13 protein-coding genes are annotated in these 13,280 nt (G+C 68.4%); 10 read left to right on the top strand and 3 right to left on the bottom strand.

What is annotated here, in order from left to right; all coding sequences use genetic code 11:
• Positions 1-130 precede the first annotated feature (130 nt).
• The 7 genes from DPA01S_RS17310 (at position 131) to DPA01S_RS17585 (ending at position 7,667) form a co-directional block, all read left to right on the top strand.
• A complete protein-coding gene (locus DPA01S_RS17310; protein WP_082767635.1) occupies positions 131-1,003 on the top strand; it encodes an MEDS domain-containing protein in 873 nt (290 codons plus the stop codon).
• A gap of 102 nt (positions 1,004-1,105) precedes the next feature.
• Complete coding sequence (dnaK, locus tag DPA01S_RS09825; RefSeq protein ID WP_061915858.1) at positions 1,106-2,998, top strand: molecular chaperone DnaK; 1,893 nt, start codon at positions 1,106-1,108, stop codon at positions 2,996-2,998.
• Positions 2,999-3,003: 5 nt separating this feature from the next.
• Positions 3,004-3,531 (top strand): nucleotide exchange factor GrpE, encoded by a 528-nt coding sequence (locus tag DPA01S_RS09820; protein ID WP_061228172.1) that lies wholly within the window; start codon positions 3,004-3,006, stop codon positions 3,529-3,531.
• A complete protein-coding gene (locus DPA01S_RS09815; protein WP_061915854.1) occupies positions 3,531-4,505 on the top strand; it encodes a DnaJ C-terminal domain-containing protein in 975 nt (324 codons plus the stop codon). The genes DPA01S_RS09820 and DPA01S_RS09815 overlap by 1 nt, the downstream gene beginning before the upstream one ends.
• A complete protein-coding gene (locus DPA01S_RS09810; protein ID WP_061228110.1) occupies positions 4,502-4,822 on the top strand; it encodes a chaperone modulator CbpM in 321 nt (106 codons plus the stop codon). The genes DPA01S_RS09815 and DPA01S_RS09810 overlap by 4 nt, the downstream gene beginning before the upstream one ends.
• A complete protein-coding gene (gene clpB, locus DPA01S_RS09805) occupies positions 4,813-7,449 on the top strand; it encodes an ATP-dependent chaperone ClpB (protein WP_061915851.1) in 2,637 nt (878 codons plus the stop codon). Before DPA01S_RS09810 ends, clpB begins: the two co-directional genes overlap by 10 nt.
• A complete protein-coding gene (locus DPA01S_RS17585; protein ID WP_084374740.1) occupies positions 7,446-7,667 on the top strand; it encodes a thioredoxin domain-containing protein in 222 nt (73 codons plus the stop codon). Before clpB ends, DPA01S_RS17585 begins: the two co-directional genes overlap by 4 nt.
• A gap of 49 nt (positions 7,668-7,716) precedes the next feature.
• On the opposite strand, the gene DPA01S_RS09795 is transcribed toward DPA01S_RS17585, so the two are convergent.
• Positions 7,717-8,502 carry an IS3 family transposase gene (locus DPA01S_RS09795; RefSeq protein WP_375545837.1) on the bottom strand — a complete coding sequence of 262 codons (786 nt, stop codon included), beginning with the start codon at positions 8,500-8,502 and terminating at the stop codon, positions 7,717-7,719.
• The gene (locus DPA01S_RS09790) at positions 8,462-8,956 is read right to left on the bottom strand and encodes an NYN domain-containing protein (RefSeq protein ID WP_063935571.1); all 495 of its coding nucleotides are present in this window, start codon (positions 8,954-8,956) and stop codon (positions 8,462-8,464) included. Before DPA01S_RS09790 ends, DPA01S_RS09795 begins: the two co-directional genes overlap by 41 nt.
• A 779-nt stretch (positions 8,957-9,735) precedes the next feature.
• Here DPA01S_RS09790 and DPA01S_RS09785 point away from each other — a divergent pair.
• Entirely contained in the window at positions 9,736-10,194 is a 459-nt protein-coding gene (locus DPA01S_RS09785; RefSeq protein ID WP_061228114.1) for a YflT domain-containing protein, read from the top strand.
• 142 nt (positions 10,195-10,336) lie between these two features.
• Here DPA01S_RS09785 and DPA01S_RS17030 read toward each other — a convergent pair whose 3' ends face one another.
• Complete coding sequence (locus tag DPA01S_RS17030) at positions 10,337-10,513, bottom strand: hypothetical protein (RefSeq protein ID WP_167349538.1); 177 nt, start codon at positions 10,511-10,513, stop codon at positions 10,337-10,339.
• Between the two features lie 305 nt (positions 10,514-10,818).
• On the opposite strand from DPA01S_RS17030, the gene DPA01S_RS09780 reads away from it, so the two are divergent.
• Together DPA01S_RS09780 and DPA01S_RS09775 are read left to right on the top strand one after the other, a co-directional pair.
• Positions 10,819-12,210: an NAD(P)/FAD-dependent oxidoreductase gene (locus tag DPA01S_RS09780; protein WP_153038718.1), complete on the top strand. Its 1,392-nt coding sequence runs from the start codon at positions 10,819-10,821 to the stop codon at positions 12,208-12,210.
• Positions 12,211-12,570: 360 nt separating this feature from the next.
• Positions 12,571-13,134: a dihydrofolate reductase family protein gene (locus DPA01S_RS09775; protein ID WP_061228115.1), complete on the top strand. Its 564-nt coding sequence runs from the start codon at positions 12,571-12,573 to the stop codon at positions 13,132-13,134.
• Positions 13,135-13,280 lie beyond the last annotated feature (146 nt).

Raw genomic sequence — 13,280 nt, 5'->3', positions numbered from 1 at the left:
TTCCGAAGCACGTCCCTAACACATGTCCCAGGGCCAGGACATCCCTGATCCACGTGGTTCAGGGCCACGCCCGCTGCGGAATGCGCTAGCGTGCGATCCCATCCAATCGACCTATCGAACGGTGGCGAGCATGAACGGTCTGAGTCTCGGGATCCCCGGCGTCGGCGCTGTGAGTTCGGGAACTCATTTCTGCGCGCTCTACTCGGGTCCAGCCGAGCGCGACCGGCTGTTGTACCCCTTCCTCGAGGAGGGGCTGAGGCATGGCGACAAATGTTTGTGCCTGATCGACGACGTCGAGCCGGCGCTGGTCCGGGACCGAGCCGTCGGGCAGCCCGGCGCCGACTACTCGCGACGCTCGGCGCAGCTCGACGTCGAACGCGCGTCGGACGCCTACCTGCGCTCGGGGGAGTTCAGCGTCGAGGGCATGGTGAGCTTCCTGTCCGGCCGCGTGGACAAGGCGAGCGCCGACAACTTCGACCTCATCAGAGCCGTCGGCGAGATGTCGTGGGTGCTGCCCGGCGTTCCGGGCTGGGACGACCTGTTCGTCTACGAGTCGTCCCTCAACCGCGTGGTCGAGGAGATGCCCGCCATTCTCATCTGCCTCTACGACCTCCAGAAGTTCGGGGCGAGGATGCTCGTCCAGGTGCTCCAGACGCACCCCAAGGTCCTGCTAGACGGCACGGTGATCGACAACCCTCACTACCTGCGGCCGGCGGAGTACCCCGCGGCCCGCCTCACCGAGGCGAGCCGGTACCCCATGGTCAGCGCGGGTTCGCACGGCGACGAGGACCTGGACCGAGGGTGGGGGTCGCTCACCGACGGCGAACTGCGCGTCGTGGCCGGTGTCGCTGCGGGCATGACCAACCGCGCTATTGCCACAAAGCTCCGCCTCTCGCGTCACACCGTGGACGCCCACCTGAAGCACGTGTACCTCAAGCTTGACATCCACACGCGAGTCGAGCTGACCGTGCTGGCGCTGCAGCATCACCTTCCCATGGGATAGCGGGAGACCTGCCCCCTCAGAGATCACCCGTTCACGGGATGCCGGTGACGTGGCCCCTGACCGAGCATGGTCACACACGAGCTTCCGGCGAATGGAGTAGTCATGGGCAGGGCAGTCGGCATCGACCTGGGAACGACGAACTCGGTGATCGCAGCGATGGAGGGTGGGCAGCCACAGGTGATCCCGAACGTGGAGGGCAACCGGACGACGCCGTCCGTGGTGGCTTTCCTGGAGAACGGTGAGCGCCTGGTCGGCCAGATGGCGAGGCGGCAGTCGATCCTGAATCCGAAGGGGACCATCTACTCCGCGAAGAGGTTCATCGGTCACAAGTACGACGAGGTCAGCAGTGAGATGAACACCGTCTCGTTCGACGTCGTCGCTGGTCCGGACGGCGCGGTGCGCTTCCAGGTCAACGGCAAGCTCTACGCACCCGAGGAGATCTCGGCACAGGTGTTGCGCAAGCTGGTCGACGACGCCGGGAAGTTCCTCGGTGAGCGGGTCACCGAGGCGGTCATCACGGTTCCGGCGCACTTCAACGACGCGCAGCGTCAGGCCACGAAGGACGCCGGCCGGATCGCGGGGCTCGAGGTTCTCCGGATCGTCAACGAGCCGACGGCGGCCGCCCTCGCGTACGGGATGGACAAGCGCGAGAACGAGACCGTGCTGGTCTTCGACCTCGGCGGCGGCACGTTCGATGTCAGCATCCTCACCGTCGGGGACGGTGTGGTGGAGGTCCGGTCGACAGCGGGGGACACCCACCTAGGCGGCGACGACTTTGACCGGCGCATCGTTGACTACCTGGCCGAGGAGTTCAGGAAGTCCAACGGCATCGATCTCCGCGACGACTCGCAGGCATTGCAGCGACTGTTCGAGGCTGCCGAGAAGGCCAAGGTGGACCTGTCGGCGGTCACACAGACGGCGGTCAACCTCCCGTTCGTCACCGCGGACGCCTCCGGGCCCAAGCATCTCAACGTGAACCTGATGAGGTCGACGTTCGAGCAGCTCACCGCCGACCTCGTCGAGCGCTGCCTCGGCCCGGTCAGGCAGGCGATGGAGGACGCCAAGGTCACCGCCGACGACATCGACGAGGTCATCCTCGTGGGAGGTTCGACGCGGATTCCGGCCGTGCAGGCGCTGGTGCGCCGCCTGACCGGTGGCAAGGAGCCCAACATGACTGTCAACCCGGACGAGGTCGTGGCCGTCGGTGCGGCTGTCCAAGCGGCGATCATCAAGGGCGACGTGAAGGACGTGCTGCTGCTCGACGTGACGCCCCTGTCGTTGGGGCTGGAGACGATGGGTGGGGTGATGACCAAGGTCATCGAGCGAAACACGACAATCCCGGCCCGGCGGACCGAGATTTTCAGCACGGCGGAGGACAACCAGTCAGCCGTCGACGTCGTCGTCCTGCAGGGGGAGCGGGAGAGGGCGGCCGACAACCGGGTGCTGGCACGGTTCCGTCTGGAGGACATCCGCCCCGCGCCGCGTGGGGTGCCCCAGATCGAGGTGACCTTCGACATCGATGCCAACGGCATCCTGCACGTGTCGGCGCGTGACAAGGACACCGGTGCCGAGCAGGAGGTGACTATCAGCGAGTCCTCCACGCTGAGCCAGGAGGAGGTCGAGCGGATGGTCAGGGACGCCGAGACCCACCGCGGCGAGGATGCCGCGCTGCGTGAGCGGGTCGATGCTCGCAACGAGCTCGACTCCGTGGCCTACCAGGTGCGCAAGACCCTCGAGGAAGCCGGCGCGTCCGTGCCCGAGCACGACCGCGCTCGTGCCGAGATGCTGGTCGAGGAGGCCCGCCAGGCCGTCGAGGGCGACGAGTCCGTGGATCGTCTCCGAGCGCTGACCGGGGAGCTCCACCAGATGACTCAGGCGCTGGGCGCCGCAGCCCGGGGTGGCGGTGGACCGTCGACCGGGGCGGCCGGCTCATCCGGCTCCGCGTCTGACAGCGATGATGACGACGTCATCGACGCCGAGTTCACGGCCAAGTGACGGCCATGTCCGACGGCGAGGAACCGACGAGCGAAGGCCCGACAGACGCGGCGCGGGGCGACGAGGCACCGGGAGGCGAAGCGCCCGAGAGCGTCGACCAGTCGCGCCAGGTCGCCGAGCTCGAAGACGCGTGGCGGCGCACGGCTGCCGAGCTCGACAACTTCCGCAAGCGGTGCGCACGCGACGTGGTGCGCGCCCGCGAGCAGGAACGGGCGACCGTGGCCACCAGCTGGCTGCCAGTCCTGGACAACCTCGAGCGGGCGCTCGAGCACGCGTCGTCCGACCCCAGTTCGGTGGCCGAGGGCCTGCGAGCAGTGCTCGCGCAGGCGGTCGGCGTCCTGGCCGATCTCGGGTTCCCACGTCGCGACGACGAGGGCACGGCCTTCGACCCAGCCGTGCACGAGGCGGTCAGCACCGTGTCCGGTCAGGGGCTGACGCCCGGCACCGTGGTTCAGGTCGTCCGCCCCGGATACGGACCCGACGACAAGCTCCTGCGTCCGGCTGCGGTCGTGGTGGCGACCAGGGATTCCTGATGGCCATGGACTTATATGAGGTCCTCGGTGTCTCTCGCGATGCCGACCCGGACGAGATCCAACGCGCCTATCGCAGGCTGGCGCGCCAGAACCACCCCGACGTCAACAAGCAGGCCGGGGCCGAGGAGAGGTTCAAAGACATCGCCGAGGCCTACGACGTCCTGTCGGACCCCGAGCAACGGCGGCGCTACGACGCCTTCGGCGAGGACTTCCGACGTGTGCCACCCGACGCGGACCCGGCCGCCTGGCGCCAGGGCCGCGCCTATGCCGATACGGGGGCAGGCGCACGCGGCCGGTGGTCGGGGGGCGGGCCGTCCGGCGGCTTCGGAGGGGCCGACTTCGGTGACGAGATCGACATCGAGGACCTGCTCGGGGGGATCTTCGGTGGGCGAGGGCGGGGCGGCCGGGGCCGGGCCGGTTGGGGACCCGGCCCGGTCCCGGGGGCCGACCACGAGGCGGAGGTGGAGGTCTCGGTCGAGGAGGCCTACCGCGGCACCGAGCGCAGCCTCACGATCACGGGTCCTGACGGCCCCCGCACGCTCGACGTCACGATCCCGCCGGGAGTCGTCGACGGCCAACGGATCCGGCTGCGGGGACAGGGCGGCCCGGGAAGCGGTGACGCGGCGGCCGGAGACCTCTACCTGGTGGTCCGGATCGCCGACCACCCGCGCTACCGGGTCGAGGGTCGTGACGTGCACACACTCCTGCCGGTCGCTCCCTGGGAAGCCGCTCTCGGGGCGTCGGTGTCCGTCGACACGCCCGGCGGAGCAGCCACCGTCAAGGTCCCGGCCGGGTCGTCCAGCCACCGCCGCCTGCGGCTCAAGGGGCGTGGGCTCCCTCACCCGAAGGGCACGCCCGGGGACTTCTACGCGGAGCTGCAGGTGCGCGTGCCCCGCACCCTGTCCGACGACGAGCGGCGGTACTTCGAAGAGCTCGCCAAGGTGTCCCGCTTCGACGCGAGGAGCAGACAATGAACGCGTCCACGCGCTTCGCGCTGGCCCGACCCCACCGGCTGAGCCTGGAGAGCTATGCGCAGATCACCGGCGTACACCCGGAGCTGGTGCGCCGCCTGGTCGCGCTCGGGCTGCTGCAGGTCACTCGCGACGCACAGGGTCGCCTGTGGTTCGACCCGTCCCAGGTGAAGGAGATGGCCAGGATCCAGCGGCTGCGGATGAGCCTGAACCTCGGCTACTGCGCCATCGGGCTGGTCGTCCAGTTGCTCGACCGGATCGCGGAGCTGGAGAACGCACAACGGCGCACGACACGACGAGGAGACGCTCCATGGACATGAACAGACTGACCCAGAAGTCACAGGAAGCGCTGCACGACGCGCAGACCAAGGCGCTGCGCTTCGGCCACACCGAGGTGGACGGCGAGCACCTGCTGCTCGCGCTGCTCGACCAAGCCGAGGGCCTCGTCGCGCCGCTGCTCGCACGCGCCGGGGCCGACCCGGCCCGACTGCGTGAGGAACTTGAGGCCGAGCTCGGCCGGCGCCCGCGGGTCAGCGGGCCGGGCATGACGCCTGGACAGGTGCGCGTCACGCAGCGGCTTTCGCGGCTCCTCGACACTGCTGACGGCGAGGCGCGCAGGCTCAAGGACGAGTACGTCTCGGTCGAGCACCTCGTGATCGCGCTGGTGGAGGAGGGCTCGCAGTCAGCCTCCGGGCGGCTCCTGCGGGACCAGGGCCTGACACGCGACTCCTTCCTGGCTGCGCTGACCGAGGTGCGCGGCCACCAACGGGTGACATCTGCGACGCCCGAGGGGACCTACGAGGCGCTGAGCAAGTACGGCCGTGACCTCGTTGAGGCCGCGAAGTCGGGAAAGCTCGAGCCGGTGATCGGCCGGGACTCCGAGATCCGTCGAACCGTCCAGATTCTGTCCCGGAAGACCAAGAACAACCCGGTCCTCATCGGCGAGCCCGGAGTGGGCAAGACGGCGATCGTCGAAGGCCTCGCCCAGCGGATCGCCGACGGGGACGTCCCCGAGGGCCTGCGGGACAAGACCGTCTTCGCGCTGGACATGGGTGCGCTGGTCGCCGGCGCGAAGTACCGCGGCGAGTTCGAGGAGCGGCTGAAGGCCGTGCTCAACGAGGTGCAGAGCGCCGAGGGCCGCATCCTGCTGTTCGTGGATGAACTCCACACCGTCGTGGGCGCCGGCGCCGGCGAGGGTGCGATGGACGCCGGCAACATGCTCAAGCCATTGCTCGCACGCGGCGAGCTGCACATGATCGGCGCGACCACGCTGGACGAGTACCGCTCTCACATCGAGAAGGACGCCGCCCTCGAACGCCGGTTCCAGCCCGTGCTGGTCGACGAGCCCAGCGAGGAGGACGCTCTGTCGATCCTGCGTGGGTTGCGCGAGCGGTTCGAGGTCTTCCACGGGGTAAAGATCCACGACGGCGCCCTGGTGGCGGCGGTGACGCTGAGCCACCGCTACATCTCCGACCGCTTCCTGCCCGACAAGGCCATCGACCTCGTCGACGAGGCCTGCGCGATGCTCCGCACCGAGATCGACTCGATGCCGGCCGAGCTGGACGAGCTCACCAGGCGCGTGACCCGGATGGAGATCGAGGAGGCAGCGCTGTCGCAGGAGGAGGACGCGGCGAGCAGGGCCCGTCTGGAAGAGCTGCGCAAGGAGCTGGCCGACGCCCGGGCCGAGGCCGACGCGCTGCGCGCACAGTGGGAGGCCGAGCGGTCGGCGCTGCGCGAGGTGCAGTCCCTGCGTCAGGAGCTGGAGCAGGTACGGCTGGAGAGCGAGCGGGCCGAGCGCGAGTACGACCTCAACCGGGCAGCGTCCCTGCGGCACGGCCGGTTGCCGGAGATCCAGCGGCGGCTGGAGGCGGCCGAGTCGCGGCTCGCGGGCAAGCAGAGCGGTCGCCGGCTGCTGCGCGAGGTGGTGACCGCCGACGAGATCGCCGACATCGTGTCGCGCTGGACCGGGATCCCGGTCACCCGCCTACAGGAGGGAGAGCGCGACAAGCTGCTCCGGCTCGACGAGGTGCTCCACGAGCGGGTCATCGGCCAGGACGAGGCGGTCCAGCTGGTGGCCGACGCCGTCGTCCGCGCCCGCTCCGGCATCAAGAACCCGCATCGCCCCATCGGGTCGTTCATCTTCCTCGGCCCCACAGGCGTGGGGAAGACGGAGCTGGCCAAGACGCTGACCGCGGCCCTCTTCGACACCGAGGAGAACATGGTCCGGATCGACATGAGCGAGTACCAGGAGCGCCATACCGTCAGTCGACTTGTCGGTGCGCCACCCGGGTACGTCGGCTACGAGGAGGGCGGTCAGCTCACCGAGGCCGTGCGGCGCAAGCCGTACTCCGTCGTCCTGCTGGACGAGATCGAGAAGGCCCACGTGGACGTCTTCAACACGCTGCTGCAGGTGCTCGACGACGGCCGCCTGACCGACTCGCACGGCCGGACCGTCGACTTCCGCAACACCGTGCTGATCATGACGTCCAACATCGGCTCGGAGTACCTCCTCGGGGGGATCACCGCGGATGGCGAGGTCGAGGACGAGGCACGCTCGATGGTGATGCGCACCCTGCAGTCGCACTTCCGCCCCGAGTTCCTCAACCGCGTCGACGAGATCGTGATGTTCAAGCCGCTGACTTTGGCCGAGATCGAGCGCATCGTCGACCTCCAGCTCGAGGAGCTGCGGGTCCGGCTGGCGGAGATGCGGGTCACCCTTGAGGTCACGGCCGAGGCGCGCCGGTTCATCGCTGACCAGGGCTTCGACCCGGCGTACGGCGCCCGCCCGCTGCGGCGATACATCTCACGTGAGGTGGAGACCCAGGTGGGCCGAGCGCTGATCCGCGGCGACGCGGCGGACGGGGGCACGATCTGGGTGGGCGTGGCCGACGGGGAGCTCGTGGTGACCGCGTCCGGCAGTCCGACGCAGGGGAACGCCGTGGCATGACCGCGAACGCTCAGAGGACGACCACGGTTGTGTGCGGGAACTGCGGAGCCGGGAACCGCATGCCGGTGGTGGCCGAGGGCACGCCACGCTGCGGAAGGTGCAGTACTCCGCTGCCCTGGGTAGTGGACGCGAACGACGCTGACTTCCACGCGGTCGTGGACGAGTCGAGCATCCCGGTGCTGGTCGACGTGTGGGCTCCGTGGTGCGGCCCATGCTGACGAGCTGGTCCGGTGCCGTCCACCACGGGCGTGAGGTCGACCAGCACGGTCACGAATGACGAGCTGCCGTCGCCGCGGACGTGCTTTCACTTGTCAAGCCCCGGGTTTTGTAGAGGGTGGTTATCTGGTGTCGATGAGGTCGTCGACGGGCTCTGGTAGTGGTTCGACCGCGGCGTGTTGGGCTTCGTACTCGGCCGGTGGGACGTAGCCGATCTCGCCGTGGATCCGTCGATGGCCCGAACCAGTCGATGTACTCGGCGACGGCGATCTCGAGGTCCTCGATGTCGCGCCACGGCCCCTTGTGGCGGTTGCGGATGAGCTCGGCTTTGAACAGGGAGTTGAACGCCTCCGCCAGTGCGTTGTCGTAGGAGTCGCCGCGTGAGCCCACCGAGGCCACCAGGTCCTGCTCGGCGAGCCGCTTGGTATAGCGCAGTGCCCGGTACTGGACGCCGCGGTCGCTGTGGTGAATGAGTCCGCTGAGGTCGTCGCCGGCGTGTGTGCGCTGCCATATCGCCATGTTCAACGCGTCCAGAGCCAGGTCGGTGTACAGATTTTTGGACAGCTGCCAGCCGACGACCATCCGCGAGTAGACGTCGATGATGAACGCCGCGTACACCCACCCGGCGTATGTGCGGATGTAGGTGATGTCGGCGACCCACAGTTGATTCGGCCGCTCGGCGACGAACTTGCGTTCCACCAGGTCAGCGGGGCGCTCAGTCTCAGCCTTGGGCCGAGTGGTGCGCGGTGACTTGGCTCGCTGGACGCCTTTGAGGCCTTCGGCTCTCATGAGGCGTTCAACGGTGCAGCGGGCGACCTGGTGGCCGGCGCGGCCCATCTCCTTCCACATCTTGCGGGCACCGTACACGTGGTTGCATGTCGCGGTCAGCTGAACAGAGCACCACCGCGTCGAGAGTTCGATCGCCGGTCATCTCGAGCAGCTGCATGCCGAGCTCCATGTCGACGCCTTTCTCTTTGCCGTCGAGGTTGTTCTCCATCGCGATGACGGTGATGCGCCTGTCGCGCCGCCAGTAGCGGATGTATTGCTCGGTGATGGCGCGGGCGTGGGGGTTCTGGCGCTGGTGGTGAAGGCCGATCACCACGGTGATTCGAGCGACTCGGGAGGGGCGGTTCCGCTCGCCGGCGATCAGCTCCGAGATACTTCCGAGATTGAGTACGTGATCGTCGATGCTCTGTCCGAATCCCAGGATGGTGTCGGCTCCCCTGAGGAAGTTCCAGCCGTCGTACAGCAGGCCGATGTTCTGGGTGAGCGGGACTGTGTAGGTGTTCATGTTCATCCTTTTCTGTTCGTGTATTCGGTGTCTGCTGCGTAAGAAATGGGCTAGTGTCGCGCCTTTTATGCGTTTCCGCGAGTTCGTTTTCCTAGCGATTGTCTCGCTCTTTCCGGCTAGCTGACAAGGATGACACTACTCAAGTGGAGAGGGTTTGCAAGGCCCTGACGGGCGCCGGATCGGCGTCGATTTCCACAGGCGTCGGACAGGGTTTACGGACGCGACTAGCTGCGCTTATATGCCTCTTGGCGTGGCATGTTCTTGATTTGACTCCTCCGGAGAATCACGAAGTTTCCCTCTTGAATCCACGGTATTCGGCTGGAACTTTTACTTACTTCTGGTGAATTGCCGGACGTAACTCCAGAAGTGAATGAAATCGCCTGGCTAAAGGGTTTCCCGGAATGTTCGACTTTCGGGGGCGAGCCCACTGTCCTGCGGAAATGGCGCGCGCGTCGGCCGTGGTCGCTCGGGTGTGGCGGCGGCGGCTGGCGGCGTGAGGGTTCCGGGCGTGCGGCGGCGAGGGGCCCCCGGTGGGTGAAGGGCGCTGGAGGCGGATGTCGGCGCGTCGTGATGCCGCGTCGGGCGGGGGTTCGCAGCTGCCAGGGTCGGGCCGATGAGCTGCTTTGTGTGATATAAATCACACATGCGCCCTATCTGCGGTTTTGGTGTTCGGGCGCGCGTTGACTGCTCGCTGCTGATTGCGGGCGCGCAGCTGCACCAGTAACGTTCTACCGACGTGGCGGCTGCCCCGAGGCGCCGCGGAGAGGGAGGACGATACGTTGACCACCGCTCGCAACGACCACTCGGATACCGACTACCGGGTTCTGCAGACCGTCTCGGACTACTCGGTGGCGCAAGAGATCGTGGATCGACTGTCCGATCGCGGATTCCCCGTTGACCGGGTCCGGATCGTCGGCAGTGGCCTCCGCTCGATCGAGCAGGTGACGGGTCGCCTGACCACGGGCAAGGCCGCGGGCCGCGGAGCACTGGCGGGTCTGTGGTTCGGCCTTCTGCTCGCGATTCTCTTCCTCATCCTGGCGCCCCTCGCGAGCTTCCTGTGGATCCTCGTCTGGTCCCTCGGCTTCGGCGCGCTGTGGGGCGCGCTCTTCGGCGCCATCGGCCACGCCTCGACGGGCGGACGCCGCGACTTCTCGTCGGTGCAGACGATTGAGGCCGACTCGTACGATGTTCTCGTTGAATCCACGCACTTCGACGATGCTGTCCGGCTGATCGGCTGAAACGCGCCCCACGCTGAACCCCAGCTCTGACCTACTCACACACGCGACGACACCTACGCATCTACGCGACGACCCGGGGGCCCCGCCCGCCGGACACCGAGATGTCCGGGGCGGGAGCCCCCGGGTCGCCGGGAAGCCGTGGTTAGGACAGTCCGCCGAGCAGATCGGTCGGCAGGAGGCCGGTCAGCGAGGCGGTCGCGCTGCCGGAGCCGCTGCCGGGCCCACCGAGAAGCGAGCCGAGGCCGAGCGAGCCGAGGATGGGCGCCGCGAGTGACCCCGCGGCGAGCGAACCGAGCGATCCGAGAGCTTCAGAACCCATGGATGTGTCTCCTTTCGACGGGCATGTGGCGTGATCGGAGAGTGATCTCCGCTCACTTGGCCGAGGGTAACAGCGCCTCCCGCCCACTGTCGGGTGCCGCGGAGACGCCGCCCGTCCGTCACCGGCACGTACACAAACGGGTTCTGGGTCGGGGACGGTGGCTCGTCGTACCTGATGGATGCGGAGATGCACGAGGACGGCGATCCGGAACCGGACGACGAGCCCCGCGAACACGACTAGGGTCGGCCGCAACGGGGCCCGGCGACGGGCTCATGGGAACGGCACAGTCAGTTCGAGGAGGCGCCATGACCGGATACTCGCACTCGCCGATGAACAGTGGGCCGTCAACGGAGAACCGCCATCGGGTGGTCATCATCGGGTCGGGATTCGGCGGGCTCGCCGCCGCCCGCGCGCTGGAGAAGGCCGACGTCGACGTCACCCTCGTCGCCCGGACCGGCCACCACCTCTTCCAGCCGCTGCTGTACCAGGTCGCGACGGGCATCCTGTCCGTCGGCGAGATCGCCCCCTCGACCCGGCTCGTCCTGCGGGACCAGAAGAACGTCACCGTCGCAATGGGGGAGGTGGACCAGATCGACGTCACCGCCCGGAGGGTGCACGCAACGGCCGGGCACGTCGACTTCGAGCTCGAGTACGACTCCCTCATCGTCGCCGCAGGGGCCAACCAGTCCTACTTCGGCAACGATCACTTCGAGCACTGGGCGCCGGGCATGAAGTCCATCGACGACGCGCTGGAACTACGGAGCCGCATCATGGGCTGCTTCGAGCAGGCCGAGGTGACGGACGACGAGGAGGAACGTCGCAGGCTACTCACCTTCGTCGTCGTCGGCGCCGGTCCGACCGGTGTGGAGATGGCCGGGCAGATCGCCGAGCTGGCGCGGCGGACCCTCAAACACAGCTTCCGGCGGATCGACCCCGCCCGGGCCCGGGTCATCCTCCTCGACGCCGCCCCGGCGGTGCTCCCGCCGTTCGGGAACAAGCTCGGCAACGCGGCCCGGGCGCGCCTCGAGGAGATCGGCGTGGAGATCCAGCTCAACGCCATGGTCACCGACGTGGACTACTACGGGATCGAGGTCAAGGACCCCGACGGGTCGCTGCGCCGGATCGACGCCACCTGCAAGATCTGGTCGGCCGGCGTCCAGGCGAGCCCGCTGGGCAGGATGCTCGCCGAGCAGACCGGCGCCGAGGTGGACCGGGCCGGGCGCGTACTCGTGAACAAGGATCTCTCCCTCCCGGGCCGGCCGGAGATCTTCGTGATCGGCGACATGATCAACCTCGACAACCTGCCGGGCGTCTCGCCGGTCGCGATCCAGGGCGGCAAGTACGTCGCCAAGCAGATCGCCCGCGAGGTCGCGACGGGACGGTCGCCGGCCGCCCGCCGCCCGTTCAAGTACTTCGACAAGGGCTCCATGGCGACCGTGTCCCGCTACAGCGCGGTCGCCAAGATCGGCCCCTTTGAACTCCACGGTTTCGTCGCCTGGGTCCTGTGGCTGGTCGTGCACCTGGCGTTCCTCATCGGCTTCCGCAATCGCGTCATCACCCTGCTGTCCTGGGGACTGCACATGGGCGATCATCGCTCGCACCTCACCTCCACGGCCCGGTGGGCGTACGGGCGGCAGGCCCTCGCCCGCGCGGAGCAGGCCGCCGAGCGCGACACCGACCGCGCACCGGCCGACTGACCCCGCGCCCGGTGGGCGCAGTCGCCGACTGACCCCGCGCCCGGTGGGCTCAGCGGTCGCGGCCGACGGTGCGGGGGTGGGACCGTGGCGGTCGACGACGACGACGTGAGCCCGGGCGGAAGGGGTGCGGTGACCCAGTCAGCTGATGAGTCCGCGAAACGTGCCCGACCCGTCCGCGCCAGCCCTGAGGTGCCCCGGCGGCCGGGCCGCCGAGGCCGGCGACGTGGTCGCGATCAGCGACCGCCCGTCGGCCACGCTGCCGACCCTCGTCGTGAGAACCCCGGTCAACGCTCAGCCTAGGGGCGGAATCCGGGGTTAGGCTGCCCCCAACGTCCCCGCGCCATCCGCGAAAGGCCGACCATGGGCACGCTGAGCTACACCGCGACCGTCTCGCTCGACGGGTACGTGGCAGACGCGGACGGGGATTTCCAGTGGTCCGCGCCGGACGCCGAGGTCTTCCGGTTCCACGTGGACCGCATGGGGGCCGTCGCCCACGAGGTGCTGGGCCGCAACACCTACGCGTTGATGGAGTACTGGCAGAACCCACCCGAGGGCGAGGAGTCGGGACCCGACGAGCAGGAGTTCGCGCGGCGCTGGCAGGCGATTCCGCGGACCCTCGTCTCGTCCACCATGACGGCCGCCCACCTCGCCTCCGACACCGACCGCCTGGTGCCGCGTCTCGACCCGGGCACCCTGCGCCGCATCGTCGACGAGGTCGACGGTGAGGTCGAGATCTTCGGTCCGACCACCGCGGCGGAGGCGATCCGCGCGGGGATGGTCAGCGACTTCCTGTTCTTCGTCGTCCCCCACGTGGTCGGCGGGGGCCTTCGCGCCCTGCCGCCGGACGCGCGCCTGGATCTGGAGCTCGCCGAGCAGCGCGTCTTCGGAGGCGGGACGGTACTCCTGCACTACCGGAGCCGGTGAACACGTAACCGAGTGCGTGAGCTGCGTAGCCCAGCCCGCGAGCCGTTGCCACGTCGTCGTCGTCACACCCCCGCCCGTACACCCGACGGCGTGTCCGGGATTGGACACGGTGCCCAGCGGGCGAGAAAAATGACGATCCACACTGT

The sequence above is a fragment of the Dietzia papillomatosis NBRC 105045 genome (assembly GCF_001570845.1).
In the GTDB taxonomy this organism is placed as follows: domain Bacteria; phylum Actinomycetota; class Actinomycetes; order Mycobacteriales; family Mycobacteriaceae; genus Dietzia; species Dietzia cinnamea.
This window is presented reverse-complemented; position numbering and strand designations above follow the sequence as displayed.

Excerpts from the sequence above, each read along its gene's own strand:
- clpB (WP_061915851.1), top strand. The coding sequence starts at position 4,813 with ATGGACATGAACAGACTGACCCAGAAGTCACAGGAAGCGCTGCACGAC.
- DPA01S_RS09780 (WP_153038718.1), top strand. The coding sequence starts at position 10,819 with ATGACCGGATACTCGCACTCGCCGATGAACAGTGGGCCGTCAACGGAG.
- DPA01S_RS17030 (WP_167349538.1), bottom strand. The coding sequence starts at position 10,513 with ATGGGTTCTGAAGCTCTCGGATCGCTCGGTTCGCTCGCCGCGGGGTCA.
- dnaK (WP_061915858.1), top strand. The coding sequence starts at position 1,106 with ATGGGCAGGGCAGTCGGCATCGACCTGGGAACGACGAACTCGGTGATC.
- DPA01S_RS09775 (WP_061228115.1), top strand. The coding sequence starts at position 12,571 with ATGGGCACGCTGAGCTACACCGCGACCGTCTCGCTCGACGGGTACGTG.
- DPA01S_RS17585 (WP_084374740.1), top strand. The coding sequence starts at position 7,446 with ATGACCGCGAACGCTCAGAGGACGACCACGGTTGTGTGCGGGAACTGC.
- DPA01S_RS09810 (WP_061228110.1), top strand. The coding sequence starts at position 4,502 with ATGAACGCGTCCACGCGCTTCGCGCTGGCCCGACCCCACCGGCTGAGC.
- DPA01S_RS09795 (WP_375545837.1), bottom strand. The coding sequence starts at position 8,502 with ATGGGCCGCGCCGGCCACCAGGTCGCCCGCTGCACCGTTGAACGCCTC.
- DPA01S_RS09820 (WP_061228172.1), top strand. The coding sequence starts at position 3,004 with ATGTCCGACGGCGAGGAACCGACGAGCGAAGGCCCGACAGACGCGGCG.
- DPA01S_RS09815 (WP_061915854.1), top strand. The coding sequence starts at position 3,531 with ATGGCCATGGACTTATATGAGGTCCTCGGTGTCTCTCGCGATGCCGAC.
- DPA01S_RS17310 (WP_082767635.1), top strand. The coding sequence starts at position 131 with ATGAACGGTCTGAGTCTCGGGATCCCCGGCGTCGGCGCTGTGAGTTCG.
- DPA01S_RS09790 (WP_063935571.1), bottom strand. The coding sequence starts at position 8,956 with ATGAACACCTACACAGTCCCGCTCACCCAGAACATCGGCCTGCTGTAC.